The organism is Microbacterium psychrotolerans (assembly GCF_031085295.1).
In the GTDB taxonomy this organism is placed as follows: Bacteria; Actinomycetota; Actinomycetes; order Actinomycetales; family Microbacteriaceae; genus Microbacterium; species Microbacterium psychrotolerans.
In genome coordinates this window covers 1-21,995 of the sequence record NZ_JAVFWO010000004.1, presented here as the reverse complement: position 1 = coordinate 21,995, position 21,995 = coordinate 1, and the positions used below count along the sequence as shown (strand labels likewise).

The following is a 21,995-nucleotide window of genomic DNA, read 5'->3' as shown; positions in this document are numbered from 1 at the left end:
TCAGAACCGCGTGAGACCTGCCGCAGCGGCCTCGTCGGGGCGGCCCGGGAACACGTCGAGCCCGAAGCCGGCCGTGTCGACGCTGATCGTGAGGAGCGTCGCCCACTGATCCACGCGGGGCAGCGCAGGGTCCGGTGTCATGCAGACGGCCGCGTCGGCGCCCAGACCACCGCAGACGGCCAGCGCCCGCGCGGTGGGATCGAGGCCCGCGAGGTCGCCGCGGACGGCATCGAGGTGGGCGAACCGCTCGAGGGTCGTCGAGTCGGCCGGCATCGTGTCGCCGGCGAACAGGGCGTCGTCGAGGAAGTGGTTCGTGTGGAACAGCCACCCGTCGGCGCCGGGCTCGACGACGCCCAGCCCGGCGGGGGACAGCTCGAGCGATGCGGCGCGGGAGCCGCCCGCACCGGGGACGGTCTCGAAGACGGTCAGCACCGTCGAGGCGCTCACCGTCGCGCCTTCCGTGATGCGCCGGGCGTCGGCGATCGAACGCGCCTCGTCGAGGATGCGCCGCGCGACCGCATGGACGGGCACGCCGCCCTCATCGGAGTCGGACGCGTGCGACAGGATGTTGAAGTGCAGGCCCAGCCCGGCGCTGTTGACGCCGATCTTGGCCGCCGTGCCGAACTCGGTGAAGAGCTTCACCTCGAGTCCCGCACCCGACGAGAACGCCCAGAGCAGCCCCTCCGGCACGAGGAAGTCGTGCCAGTCCCACGTCTGGATCGACTCGGCCGCCTGGCCGGCACCGACGTGGACAGCGGTCGAGCACTCGCCCTCGGTGCCGGGGGGTGCCGCCGCGAGGATCTCGGTGCGCGCGCCGACGGCCGCGAGACGCCACCGGTCGAGCCGTGCGGCGTCGGCGATCGCGTCCGCCTCCGCCGCGAGGTCGGGCGCCCACACCGCGAGGGCGGCGCCGCTGCGCTCGGCGATGCCGCGCACTTCGTCGGCCGGCATGCCGAGCTCGGCGAAATGCGCGAGGTACAGCGCCGCCGTGCGCTGGAACTGCGGCGCGAACGCCGTTCCCAGCTCGCGGCCCCGGATGGCCGGATCCTGCGAGGTCGACGCTGCGGTGCGAAGCTGCATGACTGTTCCTTCGGAGGGTCGGGTTCGAAGCGCGCCCCAGGCGATTCTGCCCTCGAACAGAGTGGCGCGGGCGGCTGGAGGCGGATCAGAGCTCGGGCGTACGCGGGGGAGCGGTTCGCCGCGGACGGAGCGCCTCGAACGCGGCGGCCCAGGCGAGCAGCTCGGGGTCGCTGTATGCGCGCCCGGCGAGCGTGAGTCCGACCGGCATCCCGATGTCGTCCATCGTGCCCATCGGAACGGTGACCGTCGGCACCCCGAGGTGGCGGATCGCGAGGTTGCCATTGGCCACCCAGACGCCGTTGCGCCAGCCGAGATCGGCGGACGCCTCGTTCACGTCCATGTCGGCCGGGCCGACGTCGGCGACAGCGGGGAAGACCACGGCGTCGAGGCCGAGGTCCGACATCCACTCCTCCAGGTCACGGCGGCGGGTCTCCTCGAGCCCGCGAAGGCCGCCCTCGATCTCGGGGATGTCGGTGAACGACGCGTACGGGTGCTCCCGCACCTGCGCGGGATAGGCGGCGATGTCGTCGTCGAACCCGGTGTAGCGGTCGGGGAGGGCGCCGGGCGGATGCGGGAAGATCGCGGCGGGGTCGACGTCCTCCAGCCGGTCGAGCGCCGGGTCGCCGTTCGCCCGCAGGAAGTCGTCCCACGCCCATGCCGAGAGGTCGACGATCTCGCGGTGCAGGAACTCCGGGGTCACGAGTCCGCGCGTCATGATGGTGGGCGCACCCGGGCGGTCGCCCTCGTAGTTCGTCACGACGGGGAAGTCGACCTCCACGACCTCGGCGCCCGCGGACTCGAGATCGCGGCGTGCCGTCTCCCAGAGCGCGATCACGGGAGCGCGGGTCTCGACACGCGTGCCCGTCGGTCCGCCGATTCCCCCGTCGGGGTTCGTGCCGGCCTCGGCGTCGGCGTTGATGTACATCCGTGGCACGCCGAAGCGGCGGCCGGTGAGCGTCGCGCGCGCGTTGTCGATGTCGGCGGAGCCGAGCGCGGGGTACGAGCCGGGACGCGTGGCGGCGGCATCGGGGAGCGGGATCCACGGCTGCGCGCGCCAGAAGTCGCCACGGGTCTCGGGGTCGCGGGCGACGAGCACGTCGAGGATCTCGAGCATGTCGGCCATCGTGCGCGTGTGCGGCACGACGACGTCCATCGTGGGCACGAGCGGCCAGTTGCCGCGCACCGAGATCACACCGCGCGACGGCGTGTATGCGCACAGCGCGTTGTTCGACGCCGGCGCCCGGCCGCTCGACCAGGTCTCCTCGCCGAGTCCGAAGGCGGCGAACGACGCAGCGGTCGCGGTGCCCGAGCCGTTGGACGATCCCGATCCGAACGCCGACGTGAGGTAGTCCGCGTTGTAGGGACTCTCGGCGCGGCCGTACACGCCGCGCTGCATGCCGCCGTTGGCCATCGGGGGCATGTTGGTGAGGCCGATCAGCACGCAGCCGGCCGCGCGCAGCCGCTCGATCGAGAACGCGTCGCGCTGGGCGACGAGGCCGGCGAACGCGGGAGAGCCCGCCGCAACGGTGAGTCCCTTCGCGAGGAACGAGTCCTTCGCCGTGTACGGGATGCCGTCGAGCGGTCCGAGCGTGCGGCCTTCGGCGCGGCGGAGATCGGATGCCGCAGCCTCTGCCCGCGCGTCGGGATTGCGCACGACCACGGCGTTGAGCGCGGTGGCCGTGCCCGGGACGTCGAACGCCTCGATGCGGGCGAGGTACGCGTCGAGGAGCTCGACGGCGCTGACCGCGCCGGAGTCCAGTGCCGATCGGAGCTGGGCGATCGTCGCCTCGACGACGGGGAAGTGACGGGTCATCGCTTCGTTCCCTGGGGTTCGACGGACACGCCGCCCGGGTGAAGCGCCGGCTGCTGCTGCGTGATGCAGTGGATGCCGCCGCCGCCGGCGAAGATCTGGCGGGCGTCGACGGTCACCGCGCGGCGACCCGGGTAGGCCGCCTCGAGGATCTCGCGCGCCTGCGCGTCCGCGCGCTCCTCGCCGAAGCCGCAGGCGATCACGCCGCCGTTGACGACGAGGTGGTTGACGTAGCTGTAGTCGACGAAGCCCTCGTCGTCGCGCAGCGCCTCGGGCGCGGGCAGGTCGATGATGTCGAAGGCGCGGCCGGCGGCATCCGTCTGCTCCGACAGGAAGGCGCGCAGCGCGCGCGACACCTCGAAGTCGGGGTGCTCCGGGCTCTGCTGCGCGTGCAGCAGCAGGCGGCCGGGAGTCGGGATGGTCGCGACGATGTCGACGTGCCCGTTCGTGCCGAAGTCGTCGTAGTCGCGGGTGAGGCCGCGGGGGAGCCACACGGCCTTCGTCGCGCCGATCGTCCGGTGAAGCTCCGCCTCGACGCGCGCCTTGTCCGCGAACCGGTTTCGCCGCGGGTCGAGCTGCACAGTCTCGGTGACGAGGACGGTGCCCTCGCCGTCGACGTGGATGCCGCCGCCCTCGTTCACGAGCAGCGAGCTGACCACCTCGGCTCCCACCAGCCCGGCCGTGAAACGGGCGTGCTCGGCGGCCTTGGCCCACGACGCCCACTCGGGGGCGCCCCAGCCGTTGAACACCCAGTCGACCGCGCCGAGGATGCCGGGGCGCTCGTCGTCGACGACGAACGTGGGCCCGTGGTCGCGGAACCAGAACTCGTCCACGGGCGTCTCGACGATCTCGATGGCCGAGTCGAGCATGCGCCGTGCGCGTTCGGACTTCGACGGATCGACGAGGATCGTCACCGGCTCGAAGTCGGCGACGGCGTTGGCGACGGCGCTCCACGCCGCGTAGAAGCGCTCCTGCTCGGCCGGATCGTCGCCGAGCGTCGGCCCCTCGTTGGGGAACGCCATCCAGGTGCGCTCGTGCGGATCGCCTTCGTGCGGCATCCTCCAGGCCATCGTCGCCCTCATCTCTGCTCGGCTCGCGGGGAGGTCCGGCTTCGGGTGGTCGTAATTGATCTGTCGATCAATAAAGAAGATATCTATGCTGGCGAGAACATGTCAAGCACATCGTCACGACCGCGCACCCGCAAGGCTCCCGCCGAACGCGCCGCCGAGATCGTCGCCGCGGCGACCGCCATCGCGCGCGAGCACGGCCTCAGCGCACTCACGCTCCGCGCCGTAGCCGAGCGGGCGGGAGTGGCCTCAGGGCTCGTCGCCCACTACCAGCCGTCGATGGACGACCTCGTGGCACGTGTGTACGCCGACCTCGTCGAGGAGGAGGTGCGTGACGTCGAGCAGGTCGTCGGCGTCATCGCCGACCCGGCGGCACGGCTCGGCGCGCTCATCGACACGCTCATGGACGGCGCACGCGACGAGCTCACGGTCGTCTGGGTCGAAGGCTGGGCGATGGCCCGCCGCAACGATGCGCTCGCCGTCGCGGTGCGCGCGCAGATGCAGCGGTGGCAGACGCTCGTCGAGGCGATCGTGGCGGACGGATGCCGCACCGGCGCGTTCTCGACGACCGAGCCCGGCGAGGTGGCGTGGGAGCTCATCGGCATGATCGACGGGCTCAACGCCCAGTCGCTGGCGCGCGGCACCGACACCACGCGCTTCGCCCTGCGCACCGCCCGCGCCGCCGAGGCGCTCGTGGGGGCACGGCCAGGATCGGTCCCGGTCAGCGCATGAGCCGCGTCCGTGGGAAGGTTTGACGACCGTGGGCGAACTGGACGATCCGGTGGTGGTGGAGTTCCCGCTCCGCGGAGAGGGCTGGATGGCCGTCACGACCCCCGCCGCCCGCATCCCGAGCCACGGCGTCGACATCCTCGGGCAGCGCTTCGCCTTCGATTTCGTGCGCGTCGACGACCGGCCGGGCGTTCACGTGCATCCCGCGTCGACCTTCACCGCCTCCACCGTCGGCGGACGCACCGACGAGTGCTACGCGTGGAACGCGCAGATCCACGCGCCGTTCGACGCGGAGGTGGTGGCGGCATCCGACGGCGTCGCCGAGCGCCGGTGGATCAATCCGTTCCGCGAGGCGGCGCGGATGGTGTGGAACGGCATCACATTCCGTCCCGACAGGATCCCGGCGATCCTCGGCAACCATGTGATCCTTCGCGCCGGAGACGTCTACGCGGGCTTCGCGCACCTCCGCCCCGGCACCGTGCGCGTGGGCGTCGGCGACCGCGTCGCCACGGGCGACGTCATCGGCAACGTCGGCCACACCGGCAACTCGACATCGCCGCATCTGCATTTCCAGCTGATGGACTCCGCCGACCTCATGAGCGCCAAGGGGATCCCGTGCGCGTTCGCCGCCTACGACGCGCGCGCGGACGACGGCTCCTGGCGACGCGTCGAACGCGGGATCCCGGGCTCCCGCGAGCGGATCCGCTCGGTGGAGGCCGGCTCCGGCTCATAGCGCTACCGCCTCCCGCTTCCCGGCCCATGGCGCTACCGCCTCCCGCTTCTCGGCACATGGCGCTACCGCCTCCCGCTTCCCGCCGCAAGCCCCCTCCGCCGGCACGCGTGCCGCCGTACTTTCAAGGCAAGCGAAGGGAGAACGCCATGACCACCCAGAACCCCTACCCCGGACCGATCGGCGACGACGACGACCCGATGCGGGACGACACCGCCGACGACTCCGACGGCATCCTCGACCCGATCCTCGACGGCGACGACGACCGGCCGCTCGATCCCGACCTGGACGACGACCAGCTCGACAGCGCCGCCGCAGACGAGCGGGCCGCGACCGAGGGCACCCTCGACGTCGACGATCGCCCGTGAGGCCGGGTGCGCGCGACGACGCGCGCGCGGCGGAACAGGGCCAGGATGGAGGAATGAACGCGATCCCCACCGTGATCCTCAACGACGGCGCCTGGTTCCCCGAGCTGGGCCTGGGCACCTACAATCTGCGCGGCGAGGAGGGGATCGAGGCGATGGTCGCGGCGATCGACTCCGGCTACCGCCTGCTCGATACCGCCGTCAACTACGAGAACGAGGGCGAAGTGGGCGAGGCCGTTCGCCGCAGCGGAGTGGATCGCGACAAGCTCCTCGTCACCTCGAAGATCCCGGGGCGCCACCACGGCCGCCAGGAGGCCATCGACAGCATCAAGGGATCCCTCGACGTGCTGGGCCTCGACCGCATCGATCTGCACCTGATCCACTGGCCCAACCCCAGCGTCGGCCGGTACGTCGAGACGTGGCGCGGCATGATCGAGGCCCGCGACCTGGGTCTCGTGCGGTCGATCGGCGTCTCGAACTTCACAGAGGACCAGCTCACCGAGCTCATCGAAGAGACCGGCGTCGCGCCCGCCGTGAACCAGGTGGAGCTGCATCCGTACTTCCCGCAGGAGGCGCTGCGCGCGTTCCACCGGACGCACGGCATTCGCACCGAGAGCTGGAGCCCGCTCGCGCGCCGCAGCGAGCTGCTGACCGAGCAGCTCATCCACGAGCTCGCCACCGTCCACGACGTGACGCCGACGCAGGTCGTGCTGCGCTGGCACACGCAGCTGGGCAGCACGCCGATCCCGAAGTCCGCCGACCCCGACCGCCAGCGCGAGAACGCCGACGTGTTCGGGTTCACGCTCACCGAAGACCAGGTCGCCGCGATCAGCGCGCTCGAGCGCGGACGCCTCTGGGACGGCGATCCCCTCACGCACGAGGAGATGTAGCCGCGGCATCCGACGGCCCGGCAGGAATCGCGAAAGGGGTATGTCTCCGCACGCGGACGCGACGGAACATGCCCTTTCGCGATTCCAGGTGGGGGCGTGTGCGACCGTTCAGGCGTCGGGGAGGGCGTCGAGCCACTCGCTGAAGGTCTGCGTGCCGCGGAGGGCATCGGCGCCGGGCAGGAGCGCACCCGACCGGAAGGCCCGGCCGAGCGTGCCCGGTGTGTTCACGACCGGCAACGGCGCGCGATAGCCGATTGCGTGCGCGTAGCGATGCACCATGTCGGCGAGGCTCTCCTCGCGCGGGCCCCCGAGGTCGGTCGTCCGTCCTGCCGGGCCGCGTTCGGCGAGGTCGACGAGGTGCTCCGCCACCTCCCGGACGGCCACAGGCTGGATGCGCCCGGTCGAGGCGACGTGGGCGCCGGCGTGGGTGCGGTGGAACATCATCGCGGCGTATTCGTGGAACTGCGTGGTGCGCAGGATGGTCCAGGGAACGACGCCGCCGGCCACCAGTCGCTCCTGCGCGAGCTTGCCGGCGTAATAGCCGTCGGGCGCCGCCTCGGCGCCGACGATGGTCAGCACGAGGTGATGCGGCACGCCGGCCGCGCGCTCCGCGGCGAGGAGGTTCTTGGTCGCCCCGGCGAAGAACATCACCGACACGTCGGGCTTCGCCGTCACCACGTTCGTGACATCGATCAGCGCGTCGATCCCCTCGAGCGCACCCGCCAGACCGGCGCCGCTCAGCAGCTCCACCCCGGTGCGCCGCGACAGGAGGACGACGTCGTGGCCGCGCCCGCGGGCGATCGCGGCGACGTGCTCGCCCGTCATCCCAGTGCCGCCGGCGATGGCGAGTCTCACGGATCCTCCTGCGCATGTGTGGCACGGCGCCCCGGAGCCGACTCACACCCAGGGTATCCGCCGCACCCGGCAGATTCGAGAGAGGGGTACGAGCGGCCCGGGTCCGCTCGGGGGAGAGTACGCGCCCGAGCCGCTCACGGCGGCAGCACGACGAGCGCACCGCGTCCGATCGGGCAGAGGGGTCGAGAGGGTCCGCAGATACCCGCGCGTCAGTTCAGATCGCTCAACCAGTCCGCGAAGGTCTGCGTCGTCAGCACCGCGTCGCTCCCCGGCAGGGCGAGGCCGGCGCGCATCGCCTTCATCTGCGCTCCCGGCAGGCTCACCGAAGGGACCCATCCACGATGGCCTGTGCGCCGCGCGTACGCCTTCACCATCTGATCCATGGCCTCCTCGCGCGGCCCGGCGAGATCCGCGGTGCGGCCCTGCGGTGCGCCGGTCGCGAGCGCGGCAAGACGCGCCCCGACGTCCCGTGCTGCGATCGGCTGCACGCGCGCCCGCGGGGCGAGGTGCAGGGGCCCGAGTTTGGCGCGGTCGAACAGCTGCCCTGCGAACTCGTGGAACTGGGTCGCCCGCAGGATGGTCCACGGCACCTGGGACGCCTCGACCACACGCTCCTGCGCGAGCTTGCCGGCGTAGTAGTCGTGCGCCATCCGATCTATCCCGACGATGGAGAGCAGCACGAGGTGAGGGACGCCGGCCCGCGCGGAGGCCGACACGAGGTTGCCGGTCGCGGTCTGGAAGAAGCGGATCGCGGCGTCGGCCGACAGCGTCGACACGTTCGAGGTGTCGACGACCGCGTCGACGCCCGCGACGGCGGCATCGAGACCGTCTCCGGTGGAGAGGTCGACCCCGGTGCGCCGACTCAGCGCGACGGCGTCGTGCCCGTCCGCTCGCAACGCCTCGACGACCCGGCTTCCGACGACACCCGTGCCTCCCGCGACCGCGACTCTCATGACCTCACTCCTCCCGGCGACCGATGTCTCCATCATGCGCACTCTCGACCGCCTCATCCCGCAGGCGCGACGGAGGCGTTCCTTCGCCTGATGGGGGTCGGTTAGCGTGGAGCCATGGCGACGACCCCCACCGACTCCACTCCCTTCGATTCGCTGGCCGACTACATCGCGCTCCCTCGCGTCGAGGCCCTCGCCCTCTCTCCCGACGGGCAGACCGCCGTGCTCACCGTGGCGGCGCTCAAGAAGGACGGCACGGGCTATGAGCGCGCGCTCTGGGCTGTGCCGGCGGACGGTGGGGGCGCGCCCCGACGGCTGACGCGATCGGCCAAGGGCGAGGCGGGCGCCGCGTTCACCGCGAGCGGCGACATCCTGTTCGTGTCCGCGCGTCCCGACTCCGAAGGCGACGCCGACGACGAGTCCGGTCAGCTGTGGCTGCTGCCGGCGGCCGGCGGCGAAGCGCGTCCCGTGACGCGGCTCGCCGGCGGCGTCGACGGCATCGCCGCGACGGCCGAGGCGTCCGACCGCCTCGTGATCTCGGCGTCCCTCCTTCCGGGGGCCGACACGCTCGAGAGCGAGGCCTCCCTGCGCGGCAGGCGCAAGGAGAAGAAGGTGTCGGCCATCCTGCACGACACCTATCCCGTGCGCTTCTGGGATCACGACCTCGGCCCCGCGGAGCCGCACCTGCTCTCGATCGACGTCGACGCGCTCGAAGACACCATCGCCGCCGAGGTCGCGGAGGCCGCGGCGGAACAGGAGCAGGCCGCCGAGGCGGTGAAGGATGCCGTCCCCGGCGCCGACGCTTCGGCATCCTCCGCGGAGGAGAAGCCGTACCCCGCCACGCTGCCCCGCCCGCGCGACCTCACGCCGAAGCCCGGGCGCTCGGCCGACCACGCGGAGGCGGCCCTCACCCCGGACGGCACCACCCTGATCGCGTCGATCGAGCATCGCGAGCAGCGCGCCGGCCGGCGCGTGATCGTCGCCATCGACACGGCGACGGGCGAGCGCACGACGCTGTTCGACGAGGTCGACGTCGACTACGAGATGCCCGCCGTCAGCCACGACGGCACGCTCATCGCCTATCTCCGCACGGTCAAGAGCAGTCCGGTCGCCCCGACGGACTACGAGGTGTGGGTCGCAGACATCGACGGCTCCGGCGCCCGCCGCATCGCCGCCGACTGGGACCGCTGGGCGTCGTCGTTCGCGTTCGCCGCCGACGACTCCGCCCTCATCGCCACCGCGGACGACGACGGCCGCGGACCGGTGTTCCGCCTCCCGCTCGACGGCGGTGCGCCCGAGCGGCTCACCGACGACGACTTCGCGTACTCCAACGTGCTCGTCGATCGCGGCACGGGCGACCTCGTCGCCCTGCGCTCCTCCTGGGTCGTGCCGCCGCATCCGGTCCGCATCTCGGGCGACGGCACGGTCATCGCGCTCGCCACGCCGGCGACGACTCCTCGCGCACCGGGCTCGATCACCGAGGTCGACACCACGGCCGAGGACGGCGCTCGCGTGCGCGGCTGGCTGCTGCTGCCCGACGGCGCATCGGCCGAGGCGCCGGCGCCGCTGCTGCTGTGGATCCACGGCGGTCCGCTCAACAGCTGGAACGCCTGGAGCTGGCGCTGGGCGCCACTGCTCGCGGTGGCGCGAGGCTACGCGGTGCTGCTCCCCGACCCGGCGCTGTCGACCGGCTACGGCCTCGATTTCATCGCTCGCGGCTGGAACAGCTGGGGCCACAAGCCCTACACCGACCTTCTCGCGATCACCGACGCCGTCGAGGCTCGCGACGACATCGACCAGACCCGTACGGCAGCGATGGGCGGCTCGTTCGGCGGCTACATGGCCAACTGGGTCGCCGGTCACACCGACCGCTTCCGCGCGATCGTGACGCACGCCAGCCTGTGGGCGCTCGATCAGTTCGCCGGCACCACCGACAGCTCCGAGTACTGGCAGCGGATCTTCACGCCCGAGGCGATGGTCGAGCACTCACCGCACCGGTTCGTGCGCGACGTCCGCACGCCGCTCCTCGTCGTGCACGGAGACAAGGACTACCGCGTGCCGATCGGCGAGGGGCTGCGGCTGTGGTCGGAGCTGGCCGAGCACCACGCCGACGCGGACGGTCGGATGCCGCACCGCTTCCTGTACTTCCCCGACGAGAACCACTGGGTGCTCAAGCCCCAGCACGCCGTGATCTGGTACGAGACCGTGTTCGCCTTCCTCGCCGAGCATGTGCGGGGCGAGGAGTTCCAGCGACCCCAACTGCTCGGCTGAACCTCGCCGTCGACTGACGGAGTCCGGCGCGCGACTCAGGACGCGTGCCGGACTTCGCAGTCGCTTCCCGGCGACAGGATCGCCTCGTGGCCGTCGTCGAAGCGCACGACCAGCAGCGGACTCTCGCCGCCGCCTCGGACCTCGATGACCTCGCCGGCGCGCTCCGCCGCTCCTACGACGCGACCGTGGATCACCACGCGGTCGCCGACGCTCGCCTGCATGCGGACCACCTCCTGGCGCTCACGATACGACGCCGCGGGCACGAGGGGTAGGGGCGTCGGCGACGCCGCGCGGTCGCGCTAGAGCTGTGCGCCGTCGTCGTCGCGGTTCTCGAGCCCGACGCTGCGCCCGCGCCACGACTCGTAGGCCATGAGCCAGCCGATCGACACCGCGGCGGCGAGAACGACGCCCAGCAGGACGCTGCCCCAGATCAGTCCGAAGACGATCCCCAGCGTGAACAGCAGCGCCGTCCCGAGCGCCCAGCCCGAGTGCCCGCGCGTCCAGCCCTTGCGTGTCGTGGTCATGTCGAAAGCCTAGGGCCCGACAGGCGACACGGGCGCTTCGACCGTCATGCTCTCGGTAGGTTGGACGTCGACGACCACGTACACGGAACGGATGCCATGACCCTGAACGTCAGCCCGCTCACCCTCGGCACCTCCGGCCTCGGACGCGACACCGTCCCGGGCTCACCCGAGGAGGAGAGCGCCGTCGCTTTCGCGGAGCAGCTCTTCGCGAGCACGCACGCGTTCCTCGACACCTCGAACAACTACGCGGGCGGACGCTCGGAGGCGGTGCTCGGCCTCGCGATCGTCCGCATCGGGCCGGATGCCGCGACCCGCGTCATCTCGAAGGTCGACTGCGATCCCGAGACGGGCGCGTTCGATCGGGAACGGGTGCTGCGCTCGTTCGACGAGACCGTGGCCCGCCTGGGCGTCGACCGCCTTCCGCTCCTGCACCTCCACGACCCGTATACAGCGACGTTCGACGAGGCGATGGCGCAGGGCGGCGCGGTGGAGGGACTCATCGAGTTGCGCGAGTCGGGCCGGGTCGACGCCATCGGCGTCGCCGCCGGGCCCGTCGGCCTCATGGCCCGCTACGTCGGCACCGGCGTCTTCGATGCGGTGCTCGTGCACAATCGCTTCACGGTCGTCGACAGCTCCGCTGCGCCGGTGTTCGCGGACGCGCACGAGCGGGGGATGACGGTGTTCAACGCGGCGCCCTTCGGTGCCGGCATCCTCGCCACCGGCCCGCGCGAGGGCGCGATGTACGGCTACCGGCCCGCGACGCCCGAGCTGCAGGAGTGGGTCTCGCGACTGGAACGCGTCTGCGTGTCGTTCGGCGTGAGCCTGCCTGCCGTGGCGCTGCACTACTCCCTGCGGTCGCCCCTGGTCGACTCGACCGTGGTGGGGCTGTCGTCGGCGCACCGCCTCACGCAACTCGACGAGCTCGCCGCGACGCCCGTGCCCGACGATCTGTGGACCGAACTCGACTCGCTCGGGCCCGCGCCGTCGACCATCGACGACAGCGCCTACGCCTGACGCCGCCGCCCGCTCCCGCCCGTGGGAGGGCGGCGCTGCAACCTGAGACCGGACCCCGGCGGCGCGCCGGGGTCCGGTCGTCCGCTCAGGACTGCTGCGCGTTGACCGCGATCATCCAGTCGATGCCGTAGCGGTCGGTGAGCATGCCGAACCGGCCGCCCCACGGCGGTGTGTCGTAGGGCATCGTGATGGTTCCCCCGTCGGCGAGCTTGTCCCAGAATCGCTGCAGCGCGGCCTCGTCGTCACCGCTCACCGATACGGAGATGCCGGCGGGCTTCTCGTAGGGCATGCCGGTGGGCGTGTCGGCGCCCATGAGGACGAACCCGTCGGGGCTGGTGAGCTGCGCGTGCATCACGAGGTCGTTCTCGGCGGGGTCCTGCACCATGCCCTCGAACTGGCCGAACGTCGAGATGTCGAGGTCGCCGCCGAACACGGATTGGTAGAAGGTCATGGCCTCGCGGGCTTCGTTGCGGAAGGACAGATACGGGTTGAGGCTGGGCATGTCGAACTCCTGAAGTGGATGGTGGATGCCGCGCCCGGCCGCGTGGCGCGTCCCAGTGTGGCCGTGGCCTCCGACATCCACAAGGACCCGCGGCGCGGCTCGCGCAGCGACGGTGAGCACCCGGCCACGCTCAGGCCGCCGACGCGCCGGTCAGCGGGCGCGGTGGTCCTGGGGGTGCAGGCGCGGTCCGCGGCGAGGCTCGCGCACGCCGCTCGCGCCGATCAGCCGGATCACGCGCTGGCGCTGACCGGGCCAGGCGGCGAGGAGCCGCAGCATCCCGTCGTCGTCGACGCGGTGTCCGGTGAGGGCGAAGCCGACCTCGTGGGCGAGGTGGTAGTCGCCGACGCTCACGGCGTCGGGGTCGCCGAGCGCGCGGATGCGGGTCTCGGCCGAGGTCCAGGGGCCGACGCCGTGCTGGCTGACGAGCACACGATCGACGGCCTCGCCGTCGTCGGCGGCGAGCACGGTGCGCACGATCGCATCGCCACGGCGAGCCGCTCGCACGATCGTCTGGGACTGAGGCGGCTCGAGCCCGGCGCGATGCCAGACCCACGAGGGGACGTGCTGCCAGCCGTCGACGGTCGGCGGCGCGAACATCGGTGCCGGTGTGGGGCCGGGCGCGCGTTCGCCGCACCACGTCACAACGCGCCGCCAGGCGGCGAAGGCCTGCATGCCCGTGACCTTCTGCTCGAAGATCGCGCCCACGAGCGCATCGAACACGAGACCCGTGCGCGACAGGCGGAGGCCGGGGTTGCGGTGGTGCGCGTCGGCGATGAGCGGATGCCGGCTCGCATCGAAGTCCGCCGCGTCGTCGTCTGCGCCGCACAGGGCGGGCAGCTGCGAGAGCGCCCATTCGCGACCGGGTCCCCACGCGGCGCCGCGGATCACGCCGGGATGGGTCTCGCGGATCGCGAGGGTGGCGATACCCGCCGGCGTGCGGCTCACGCGCCAGATGACCGATCCCGAGACCGTCATCGTCGGATCGCCGGCACCGCGCCGCTGGTACAGCACGGTGCGGCGAAGATCGAGGGGATGCCGCGGCCGGTACTCCGTCTCGAGTGGCCGGCCCGGGTCCGGGCGCGGGTCGCGGGCCGCGGCGGCTCGCTGACCGAAGCGCTCGGCATCCCTCGCCCGAGGAATGCGCGAGAGCGAGGTGGTCATGCCGCCCACCCTACGCCCCGGCCTCCGACATCCGTGCCGAGGGCTCGGCGCTCAGAAGCGGTCGGGCGACGGGGTGCCGTGACCGTAGCGGATGACGACGTCGGCGTGGCGGTCGAACCGGTAGCCGACACCGCGCACGGTGCGCACGATGTCCTCGTAGCGGCCGAGCTTGGCGCGCAGGCGCCGCACGTGCACGTCGATGGTGCGCTCGCCGGGAGCGTCGTCGTCGGTCGTGCCCTGCCAGAGCGAGGTGACCAGCTCGGTGCGCTCGATCGTGCGGCCCTCGCGGAGCACGAGGTACTGCAGCAGCTCGAACTCCTTGAAGGTGAAGGCCGCGGACTCGCCGTCGATGAGCACGCGCTTGCGCGAGATGTCGACGACCACCCCGCCGGTCGACGGGTCTTCGTCCTCGGGCTCTTCCTGCTTGGTGCGGGCGACCGCAGAGGGCTCGTGGAGGGCGAGGCGCACGACGTCGACGTCGCGGCCGCCGGCTCCGACCGGCGCGAGGGCGACGGTGGCGTAGGTCTCGGCGGAGGGCGCGAGCTCGGCGATCGTGCGCCGCAGCGCGTCGACGATCACGCCGAGGCTGACGCCGGACGCGGCGGCCTTGGCCTCGTCGAGGCCGACGTAGAGGGCGAAGCCTCGCGGTGCGGTGCCGGCGGGAAGAGCGCGCGAGGCCTGCGGGGCGTCGGCCGCCGGCGCGGCGGGCGCCTCGACCGCGGCCGGCGTGTTCACGGCGCGGAGGTGGCGGACGGGAGCGGTGGTGGGACGGTCGAGGAGAGCGGTGGTCGACATGATGATGGTCCTTGCGGGAGGAACCCGGAGAGCGGAACCGGGTTGGATGTGCTGCGGCCCGGATCGTCGGAGGCGATGAGGCCGTCGGCCTGTGGAGGCCGGTGCCCGACGTTGGGCGGTGTGCGAAGCGGATCCGGGTGCGCGTGATCGACGCACGAAACCGGTGCTTCGGGGGACTCCGTGCGATCCGTTTTCAGAAGCGGAGGAGGAGTCCGACGGGGGTCACCGTGCTAGTGGCACATTCGACAACACATGGCAACGCGACCGGCCATCATCATGCCGGCAGTCCTGTTCGCCTCCCGGGCGGACAGATACAGCGCGTTGTCAGTCATGTGGCCGATTATGACCGACTTTGTCGGAATACGTCAAATCGCACGCATGCCGAGCCCCGATCGTTTCGGAATGTGACAGATTGCTCAATCCCCATGGCGGCGGTGCTGTCGCGTCGGCCCCGCTCGAGGAAGATGGCCGCCGGACACTTTCTGCGTGCACGCTGAGCGATCGCCGGAACGTGGGTCGAGATGCGTCCCGCCGGCCCCCGCCGGGCGTAGCCTGTGCGGGTGAATGAGCTGCGTTTCCAGAAAGAGACGGACGCCTCGAGGTACACGCTGCACCGCGGCGACGACCTGGTCAGCGTGCTCGACTACCGCGACGACGGCCGTACCGTCGCCATGACGCGCGCCTACACCGTGCCGACGTTCCGCGGCCACGGCTACGCCGGCGCGCTGGTCGAGCGGGCGATCGAGGAGCTCGAGCAGAGCGGCGACCGGAAGGTCGTCCCGGTGTGCTGGTACGTCGCGGACTGGTTCGAGGCGAACCCCTCGCGCCGCGGCATCCTGAATCAGCGTTCGTAGCGGCGGGGTCGCCGACTGCGGCGGATCCTCTTGTCAAGCCCATGTCGTCGTGCTCCGCCGTGACGGAGGCTGGGGATGGACGAGAGGAGTACCCGATGGAACGTGATCGGTCTACGCAGAACGATCTGCCCGAGGGTGTGATCAACGCCGACCCCGGGGGCGGCTGGGACGAAGTGGGCCACGGCGAGTCGCGCGAGCGCAGCGCCGCGGTGACGGAAGCCGACCTGCTGACGGATGCCGCACTGCAGCCCGACGACCCGGTCGAGGGGGAGGCGGCCCGACAGGGGGCCGATCCCGATCTGGTGGCAGACACGACCGAGGGCGAGGAGCCGTGATGAGCACGACGGGCAACGAGTACGAGCAGACGGGCGTGAACTATCCCGACCGCGGGGACGCCGACGGGGCGCAGGGCACTCCCGGTGCGGGTGAGCCCGTCCGCGACGAGGCGCCCGCCGCGCCGCCCACCATGAGCGAGCCGGCGCACGACGCGGGCGACGCTCCCGCGGCGAACGAAGCGCCGCCGAGCGAGCAGAGCGCCGAACCCCCGGCCGCGCCGGCCGCCGAGCCGAGCCACGAGGCAGTGGGCATCGGCGTCATGGACGGCGAGGACCACCACGGCCACGACGAGGGCCGCGACACGTTGACGGCCAGCCAGGCCCAGCAGACCCCCGGGGGCCTCGGCACCGAGCAGGAGCAGCGTCTGCCGGCCATGTCGCAGAACAACGCCTCCGACGTCGACAAGGTCGCGGGCATCGTCGCGCAGACGCGCTCCGACCTCGGCACCGAGCCGATGGAGAGGATCGCTGAGGTGCTGCGCCAGCGCCTCAGCCAGTCGGGGGTGGACCTTCCCGACAACGACATCCAGGAGCTCGCGCGCCAGTTGTCCACCGGGGATGCCGACAGCCCGGCGGAGCCGGGACGCGCCACGTCGGGCTGAGACCGCGATCCGCGACTCATCGTGCACCGCCCGGCCCTAGGCTGGGCGCGTGCAGATGGAGGCGTTGTTCACCGCCGTCGCCGTCGGGTTCGAGGCGGTCGGCGCCGCCGCGATGATCATCGGATTCGCGGTCGCGCTCGTGCTCGGCGCCCGCTCGCTCGCGCGGCACGAGGGCGGACAGGCCGCGTTCACGGTGTTGCGCACCACGCTCGGGGCCGCGATCCTGCTGGGGCTCGAGGTGCTGGTCGCTGCCGACCTGATCCGCACCATCACCTCGAAGCCGTCACTCGAGGATGCCGCGATCCTGGGGCTCATCGTCCTCATCCGCACGATCCTGTCCATGTCGATCCAGATCGAGATCGAGGGCACGCTTCCGTGGCGTCGCGCTCTGCTGCGCAGCGGCGGTCAGATGATCGGGGATGCCGTCGCACGCGACCGCACGGCGGAGCAGCAGGCGTCAGCCGCTCGCGGGTCCGCGACTCCGGACCCGCGCGCCGGCTGACGAGCTAGGCGACCGCGCACACGGTGGTGCACTCTTCGGCCGTGTGCAGTCCGATCGGCCTCGGCCACGCGACGCGCGCGGGGCGCGCGACGACGGGGATCGACGGCATCCGGTGCGTGGCGGTCAGCTTCCGCTCGCGAATCGACGCCAGGAGCGCGTGCTCGCGTTCCCTCGTCCAGGTGTCGTGGCGGTACTGCTGTTCGGCGGCGTATACAGCGAACATGGTTTCCTCCGTTGGTTCCGACAGAGTGAACCTACGCGGGGGCTCCGACATTGCCGCGTCGCGGCCGGATGGCAGGAATCCGTCGCAGTGCGGCGGTCCGGCGACCGGACTCAGGCCTCTCCGGCGAACGTCCGGATGAGGCGCGCGGCGGGCGCGGCATCCCGGATCATCGTCTCGTGACCGTGGTCGGGCACCTCCGCCAGGCGCCCGTCGGGGAGGCTCTCGGCGACCCGGGCGCACCACTCCTGCGGAGCCACCAGGTCGTCCTCGCCGCGCAGCACCAGCGCCGGCACGTGCGCGCGGGAGAGGACGTCCTCGGGACGGTGAGTCAGCATGGCGCGGAACTTCGCACGGATCCGCGGGCCCGCGTGCACGTACTCGCGCGCGCCGAGAGCGATCACGCGGGGACTCTCGACCGCGATGTCGCGGAGCAGCCGCCACAGCTGTCTCGGCGCGGTGCGGGCCGAGGGATCCACGGTGGGCCCGACCAGGACGATGCGGTCGGCGACCGCGGGATGGCGCACCGCGACCTCGAGCGCGATCTGCGCGCCCATCGAATGCCCCACCACGACCGCGGGAACGCCGACCCGCTCGCGGAGATAGGCGGCCACGAGATCGGCCATGCGCTCGATGGTGAGCACGCGTGCGGGCTCGGGAGCCTCCCCGTAGCCCGGGAGATCCAGCGCGATGACCTCGCCATCGCCCAGGTGGCGGGCGAGGTCGGCGAAGACGGCGCGGCCCATGCCGATGCCGTGGACGAGCAGGTACACGCGCTCGCCGTGACCCCGGCGCTCGGCGATGATGGTCGCGCCGCCGTGCGCGAACTCCTCGACTCTCGGCACGTCAGGCGGTGCCCGGCTGATCGCGCAGTCCGACGCGGTCGGGGATGTCGAAGTGCACATGCGGGAGCCATGCCGACGGCTCCGGCCACGGCCGTGACGCCGGGAGCGACCGCAGGCGTGCCCGCAGCGCCGAGCCGGAGGCTTCGACCGGCAGGACGCGGGACGGCGCGTGGTGAGCCAGGGCGCCCAGCCACCAGTGCCGCCAGGTGCCCTCGATCGCCTCGGGCCCCGCGACGACGTAGTAGTCCGGCATGACGGCCTCGCCGGAGTCGAACAGCGACAGCAGCAGGTCGACCTCGGTCTCGAGCGAGCCGAGGGTGCAGCGCTCCTCGTACAGCTCCACCCATGCGGCGGCGACGTGCTCGAGCGGATCGGCATCGTGCACCACGTAGGGGGTCGACACGGAGGCGACCAGGTGCGCCGCGACGGCGGGCCCCGCCTCGCGCAGTGACAGCGCGACCAGGGCGGGAACGTCGGCCAGGCCCGTCAGCAGCTCGTCGCTGTCGGAACCGACGAGCGCCACGACGGTGGATCGGGGTGCGGTGTCTGCGTTGTGCGCCATGTTTCACGATACGACGAACGGGGCCTCGGCGGGTGGGCGCCCCGCCGACCCGGAGCCGGGCACTCCGCGCAGCGGCGGTCCCGCGCTGCGTTCCGGCGCCGAGTAGTGGGCGGCCGCGGGCCTTCACTCCGCGCTCAGTACCACGGTCGACAGGTCGGCGCCGAAGGTGAAGCGGGCGTCGACCGCACCGCCGCGCAGCACGCCCGGCAGCCACCGCGAGGCGTCGTCCCACATGCGCGGGTACGGCACGGCGTCGAGCGGGTACCAGCGCGGCGTGATCTCGTCGGTCTCGACGGGCACGCCGACCCACCGTCGGCAGACGAACACCGTCGAGCGCTGCGACCAGGCCGGCCGGGTCGGGAAGTGGTAGTCGATCGTCCCGGCGAGGTGGAGATCGGATGCCGTCACCCGCACGCCGACCTCTTCCATGACCTCTCGCACGGCGGCCTCCTCGGCGGACTCACCCGGGTCGAGCTTGCCGCCGATGCCGACGATCCTGCCCTGGCCGAGCCCGGTGCGCTTGTCGCCCAGGAGCACCTCGGCGCCCGTCGGACCGCGCCGCAGCAGATAGACGACGCAGACCTCGGGCAAGGACACGGATCGAGAGTACGCGCCCGTAGGGCGGGCGACCGGGAAGGCTGCGGTTCGCCGCCGTGCGGCCTGCCTCGCCACGGATGTCAGGGGGCGAACGTACCGTGTGAGCATGCGGATCCTGCACACTTCGGACTGGCACATCGGGCGGTCGTTCCACGGCCACGCCACGCTCGATGCGCTGCGTCGCGTGCTCGATTCCCTCGTCGAGCAGGTGCGCGAGCACGACGTCGACCTCGTGATCGTCGCGGGCGATGTGTTCGACTCCGCGACCCCGGCGGCAGGCGCCTACACGCTTCTCTCCGACACGCTGCTCGGCCTGGCCGACGCCGGTGCGACGGTCATCGTCACGAGCGGCAACCACGACTCGGCCGCACGACTGGGGTTCCAGTCCGCGCTGCTGCGCGACGGAGTGCACGTGATCACCGAGCCCGCGACCGTGGGGACGCCGGTGACCCTCACGGACGAGCACGGACCCGTCCACGTCTACGGCATCCCATATCTCGAGCCGGTGCTGCTGCGCACGGTCTGGCCGGGGGTGCGCACCCAGGCCGACGTGCTGGCCCACGCGATGGACCTCGTGCGCGCCGACGCGGCACAACGCGGCGGCCGGTCGATCGCCGTGGCGCACTGCTTCGCCGCCGGCGTGGAACCGACACCGCACCTCGAGCGCGACATCCAGCAGGGCGGGCTCGACATCGTGCCACTGGCGACCTTCGACGGCGTCGACTACATGGCGCTCGGCCACATCCACGGCCGCCAGCAGCTCTCGCCGCGCGTCCGGTACGCCGGAGCACCTCTGCACTACAGCTTCGACGAGGGGCACAAGCCCCGCGGGTCGTGGCTCATCGAGCTCGACGCCGACGGTCTCGCCGCCGACGGCGCCACGGTGCAGTGGCTGCCGCTGCCGGTGCCCCGCACCCTCGTGACGCTGACGGCGACGCTCGACGAGCTGCTCGCCGACGAGCGCTTCGCCGGGCACGCCCGGGACTGGGTGCGCGCCGAGTACACCGACCCGCTGCCGCAGCGCGACCCGATGCGCCGGCTTCTCGCGCGGTTCCCGCACTGCGCCGAGGTCCGCCATGCGCCCGCGGCAGCCCGCACCGACGACGCGCGCACCTACGCCCAGCGCGTGCGGACCGCGCGCAACGAGGCCGAACTCGTCGACGCGTTCCTCGCCCACGTCCGCGACGGGGAGGGTGCGTCGGAGCGTGAGGCCGAGCTCGTCGGCGAGCTGCTCGACGAGCGCACCCGCGTGGAGGCCACGGCGTGAGGCTGCATCATCTCGAGCTCACCGGCTTCGGGCCGTTCCGTGAACGGCAGAGCGTCGACTTCGAGGCGTTCGAGCGCGACGGCATCTTCCTCATCGCCGGCCGCACCGGCGCCGGCAAGTCGAGCATCCTCGACGGCGTCTGCTTCGCGCTCTACGGCAGCGTCCCCCGCTACGAGTCGGGCGACAAGCGGCTGCGCAGCGACCACTGCGAGCCGGAGGATCCGACAGAGGTGCGTCTCGAGTTCACCGTCGGCGACCGTCGCTGGCGGGTGACCCGCGCCCCGGAGTATCAGCGTCCGTCCCGCCGCGGCGGGGGACTCACCACCGAGCCGACCCGCGCCGAGCTGGAGGAGCTCGTCGACGGCGACTGGATCGGTCGGGCGGGCAAGCCCCGCGACGTCGGCCTGCTGCTCGACGAGGTGCTGGGCCTCAACGCCCAGCAGTTCCAGCAGGTGATCCTGCTCGCGCAGAACCGGTTCTCGCGGTTCCTGCTCGCCTCCGGCGCCGAACGCCAGTCGCTGCTGCGCGCGCTCTTCGGGACCCGGCGCTACGAGGAGTACGCGCGCGAGCTGGGGGAGCGCAGCAAGGCCGCGCAGCACGAGCTCGACGCGCTCGGCGAACGGGCGCGCACCCTGCTCGACCAGGCCGAGCGCCTCATCGCGGCGCAGGAGCCGGTCGCGGCGGAGCATGGCGAGGCGGCGGCGCCGGTCGACCTGGTGGCCCGCCGTGCCGCGGTCGAGCTGGGAGAGCAGCGTGCCGCGTACCGCCTCGACACGCTCCGGCGTGAACGGTCGAGTGCCGACGAGGCTCGCGCGGCCGCCGAGGCCGCCCACGCGGAGCTGGTCGCCCTGGCCAAGGCCCAGCAGGAGCTCGCCCGAGCGCACGAACGCCTCACGGTGCTCGAGGATGCCGGCGCGCAGATCGCGATCGACCGTCGGCGGCTGCAGCATGCCCGCGCGGCCGAGGTGCTGCGGGCGCCGCTCGAAGCCGCGCTCGCAGCGGACGACGCGGCCGCGGCGAGCGAAGCCGCCGTCACGGCGGCGGAGGCGGCGTGGCAGCGTGTCGCCGCCGGAAGCGGCGAGGAGGTCGCCGCCGACCTCGCCGAGCTCGTGGAGCGCCTCACCGGGGAACTTGCCGTGTGGACCGCCGCGCTCACGCATGAGGCCGCCCTCGCCGAGGGCGAGGCACAGGTCAGGGATGCCTCGACCGAGGCGGCGCGCCTCGAAGCCGACGTCGTCGCCCTCGACGCGCAGCGCGCCCAGGTGCCCGCCGAGCTCGCGCGCCTCGAGGCGGAGCTCGAGACGGAGCGCGAAGCCGCGGCGCGGCGCGACCCCGCGCGCGTGCGACGCGACGAGACGGAGAGCCGGCTCGCCGCCGCCGAGGAGGCGGAGCGGCTCGCCGCCGCCCAGCGCGAGGCCGAGATCGCCCACCGAGATGCGGCCGCTGCGGCCGCGACGGCGGCGGCAGC

General features: G+C 72.4%; 26 protein-coding genes. 12 read left to right on the top strand and 14 right to left on the bottom strand.

Translation table 11 applies throughout. The features are described from left to right. The 3 genes from Q9R08_RS13160 to Q9R08_RS13150 form a co-directional block, all read right to left on the bottom strand. Positions 1 to 1,080: a C45 family autoproteolytic acyltransferase/hydolase gene (locus Q9R08_RS13160; RefSeq protein WP_308868531.1), complete on the bottom strand. Its 1,080-nt coding sequence runs from the start codon at positions 1,078 to 1,080 to the stop codon at positions 1 to 3. An 85-nt stretch (positions 1,081 to 1,165) separates the two neighbouring features. Beyond that, positions 1,166 to 2,893: an amidase gene (locus Q9R08_RS13155; protein WP_308868530.1), complete on the bottom strand. Its 1,728-nt coding sequence runs from the start codon at positions 2,891 to 2,893 to the stop codon at positions 1,166 to 1,168. Next, positions 2,890 to 3,960 carry an agmatine deiminase family protein gene (locus tag Q9R08_RS13150; RefSeq protein ID WP_308868529.1) on the bottom strand — a complete coding sequence of 357 codons (1,071 nt, stop codon included), beginning with the start codon at positions 3,958 to 3,960 and terminating at the stop codon, positions 2,890 to 2,892. The genes Q9R08_RS13155 and Q9R08_RS13150 overlap by 4 nt, the downstream gene beginning before the upstream one ends. Positions 3,961 to 4,059: 99 nt before the next feature. On the opposite strand from Q9R08_RS13150, the gene Q9R08_RS13145 reads away from it, so the two are divergent. The 4 genes from Q9R08_RS13145 to Q9R08_RS13130 all read left to right on the top strand — a co-directional run bounded on the left by Q9R08_RS13145 (position 4,060) and on the right by Q9R08_RS13130 (position 6,671). Continuing rightward, positions 4,060 to 4,689, top strand: a complete 630-nt coding sequence (locus tag Q9R08_RS13145; protein ID WP_308868528.1) for a TetR/AcrR family transcriptional regulator — start codon at positions 4,060 to 4,062, stop codon at positions 4,687 to 4,689. 28 nt (positions 4,690 to 4,717) lie between these two features. Beyond that, a complete protein-coding gene (locus tag Q9R08_RS13140) occupies positions 4,718 to 5,419 on the top strand; it encodes a M23 family metallopeptidase (protein WP_308868527.1) in 702 nt (233 codons plus the stop codon). Between the two features lie 146 nt (positions 5,420 to 5,565). Beyond that, the gene (locus Q9R08_RS13135) at positions 5,566 to 5,784 is read left to right on the top strand and encodes a hypothetical protein (protein WP_308868526.1); all 219 of its coding nucleotides are present in this window, start codon (positions 5,566 to 5,568) and stop codon (positions 5,782 to 5,784) included. 53 nt (positions 5,785 to 5,837) lie between these two features. Further along, positions 5,838 to 6,671, top strand: a complete 834-nt coding sequence (locus Q9R08_RS13130; RefSeq protein WP_308868525.1) for an aldo/keto reductase — start codon at positions 5,838 to 5,840, stop codon at positions 6,669 to 6,671. Positions 6,672 to 6,779: 108 nt separating this feature from the next. Here Q9R08_RS13130 and Q9R08_RS13125 read toward each other — a convergent pair whose 3' ends face one another. Both Q9R08_RS13125 and Q9R08_RS13120 read right to left on the bottom strand, forming a co-directional pair. Next, a complete protein-coding gene (locus tag Q9R08_RS13125; RefSeq protein WP_308868524.1) occupies positions 6,780 to 7,526 on the bottom strand; it encodes an SDR family oxidoreductase in 747 nt (248 codons plus the stop codon). A gap of 209 nt (positions 7,527 to 7,735) precedes the next feature. Further along, complete coding sequence (locus tag Q9R08_RS13120) at positions 7,736 to 8,479, bottom strand: SDR family oxidoreductase (protein ID WP_308868523.1); 744 nt, start codon at positions 8,477 to 8,479, stop codon at positions 7,736 to 7,738. A gap of 114 nt (positions 8,480 to 8,593) precedes the next feature. On the opposite strand from Q9R08_RS13120, the gene Q9R08_RS13115 reads away from it, so the two are divergent. Next, positions 8,594 to 10,747, top strand: a complete 2,154-nt coding sequence (locus Q9R08_RS13115) for a S9 family peptidase (protein ID WP_308868522.1) — start codon at positions 8,594 to 8,596, stop codon at positions 10,745 to 10,747. A gap of 35 nt (positions 10,748 to 10,782) precedes the next feature. On the opposite strand, the gene Q9R08_RS13110 is transcribed toward Q9R08_RS13115, so the two are convergent. Continuing rightward, positions 10,783 to 10,968: a DUF1918 domain-containing protein gene (locus Q9R08_RS13110; RefSeq protein WP_308868521.1), complete on the bottom strand. Its 186-nt coding sequence runs from the start codon at positions 10,966 to 10,968 to the stop codon at positions 10,783 to 10,785. 78 nt (positions 10,969 to 11,046) lie between these two features. Then, positions 11,047 to 11,271 (bottom strand): hypothetical protein, encoded by a 225-nt coding sequence (locus tag Q9R08_RS13105; RefSeq protein WP_308868520.1) that lies wholly within the window; start codon positions 11,269 to 11,271, stop codon positions 11,047 to 11,049. A gap of 96 nt (positions 11,272 to 11,367) precedes the next feature. Between Q9R08_RS13105 and Q9R08_RS13100 the strand changes: the two genes are divergently transcribed. Continuing rightward, positions 11,368 to 12,285: an aldo/keto reductase gene (locus Q9R08_RS13100; protein WP_308868519.1), complete on the top strand. Its 918-nt coding sequence runs from the start codon at positions 11,368 to 11,370 to the stop codon at positions 12,283 to 12,285. Between the two features lie 85 nt (positions 12,286 to 12,370). Here the strand turns inward: Q9R08_RS13100 and Q9R08_RS13095 are convergent, their stop codons facing one another. The 3 genes from Q9R08_RS13095 to Q9R08_RS13085 form a co-directional block, all read right to left on the bottom strand. Next, positions 12,371 to 12,787 (bottom strand): VOC family protein, encoded by a 417-nt coding sequence (locus Q9R08_RS13095; RefSeq protein WP_308868518.1) that lies wholly within the window; start codon positions 12,785 to 12,787, stop codon positions 12,371 to 12,373. Between the two features lie 150 nt (positions 12,788 to 12,937). Then, the gene (locus tag Q9R08_RS13090; protein WP_308868517.1) at positions 12,938 to 13,948 is read right to left on the bottom strand and encodes a DNA-3-methyladenine glycosylase family protein; all 1,011 of its coding nucleotides are present in this window, start codon (positions 13,946 to 13,948) and stop codon (positions 12,938 to 12,940) included. 51 nt (positions 13,949 to 13,999) lie between these two features. Further along, the gene (locus Q9R08_RS13085) at positions 14,000 to 14,743 is read right to left on the bottom strand and encodes a winged helix-turn-helix domain-containing protein (protein ID WP_308868516.1); all 744 of its coding nucleotides are present in this window, start codon (positions 14,741 to 14,743) and stop codon (positions 14,000 to 14,002) included. Positions 14,744 to 15,303: 560 nt separating this feature from the next. Here Q9R08_RS13085 and Q9R08_RS13080 point away from each other — a divergent pair. The 4 genes from Q9R08_RS13080 (at position 15,304) to Q9R08_RS13065 (ending at position 17,036) form a co-directional block, all read left to right on the top strand. Next, the gene (locus tag Q9R08_RS13080) at positions 15,304 to 15,597 is read left to right on the top strand and encodes a GNAT family N-acetyltransferase (protein ID WP_308868515.1); all 294 of its coding nucleotides are present in this window, start codon (positions 15,304 to 15,306) and stop codon (positions 15,595 to 15,597) included. A 95-nt stretch (positions 15,598 to 15,692) separates the two neighbouring features. Further along, positions 15,693 to 15,932 carry a hypothetical protein gene (locus Q9R08_RS13075; protein ID WP_308868514.1) on the top strand — a complete coding sequence of 80 codons (240 nt, stop codon included), beginning with the start codon at positions 15,693 to 15,695 and terminating at the stop codon, positions 15,930 to 15,932. Further along, on the top strand, positions 15,932 to 16,534 hold the full coding sequence (locus Q9R08_RS13070; protein WP_308868513.1) for a hypothetical protein: 603 nt from the start codon (positions 15,932 to 15,934) through the stop codon (positions 16,532 to 16,534). The genes Q9R08_RS13075 and Q9R08_RS13070 overlap by 1 nt, the downstream gene beginning before the upstream one ends. A 55-nt stretch (positions 16,535 to 16,589) precedes the next feature. After that, positions 16,590 to 17,036 (top strand): DUF1622 domain-containing protein, encoded by a 447-nt coding sequence (locus Q9R08_RS13065; protein ID WP_308869092.1) that lies wholly within the window; start codon positions 16,590 to 16,592, stop codon positions 17,034 to 17,036. Positions 17,037 to 17,040: 4 nt separating this feature from the next. On the opposite strand, the gene Q9R08_RS13060 is transcribed toward Q9R08_RS13065, so the two are convergent. The 4 genes from Q9R08_RS13060 to Q9R08_RS13045 all read right to left on the bottom strand — a co-directional run bounded on the left by Q9R08_RS13060 (position 17,041) and on the right by Q9R08_RS13045 (position 19,260). After that, the gene (locus tag Q9R08_RS13060; RefSeq protein ID WP_308868512.1) at positions 17,041 to 17,259 is read right to left on the bottom strand and encodes a hypothetical protein; all 219 of its coding nucleotides are present in this window, start codon (positions 17,257 to 17,259) and stop codon (positions 17,041 to 17,043) included. 110 nt (positions 17,260 to 17,369) lie between these two features. Then, entirely contained in the window at positions 17,370 to 18,101 is a 732-nt protein-coding gene (locus Q9R08_RS13055; protein ID WP_308868511.1) for an alpha/beta fold hydrolase, read from the bottom strand. A 1-nt stretch (position 18,102) separates the two neighbouring features. Then, positions 18,103 to 18,663 carry a hypothetical protein gene (locus Q9R08_RS13050; protein ID WP_308868510.1) on the bottom strand — a complete coding sequence of 187 codons (561 nt, stop codon included), beginning with the start codon at positions 18,661 to 18,663 and terminating at the stop codon, positions 18,103 to 18,105. 123 nt (positions 18,664 to 18,786) lie between these two features. Then, positions 18,787 to 19,260 carry an 8-oxo-dGTP diphosphatase gene (locus tag Q9R08_RS13045; RefSeq protein WP_308868509.1) on the bottom strand — a complete coding sequence of 158 codons (474 nt, stop codon included), beginning with the start codon at positions 19,258 to 19,260 and terminating at the stop codon, positions 18,787 to 18,789. A gap of 106 nt (positions 19,261 to 19,366) precedes the next feature. Between Q9R08_RS13045 and Q9R08_RS13040 the strand changes: the two genes are divergently transcribed. After that, positions 19,367 to 20,527: an exonuclease SbcCD subunit D gene (locus Q9R08_RS13040; protein ID WP_308868508.1), complete on the top strand. Its 1,161-nt coding sequence runs from the start codon at positions 19,367 to 19,369 to the stop codon at positions 20,525 to 20,527. Next, positions 20,524 to 21,995 (top strand): SMC family ATPase (locus Q9R08_RS13035; protein ID WP_308868507.1); only part of this gene is annotated, 1,472 nt, incomplete at its 3' end. The genes Q9R08_RS13040 and Q9R08_RS13035, both read left to right, overlap by 4 nt.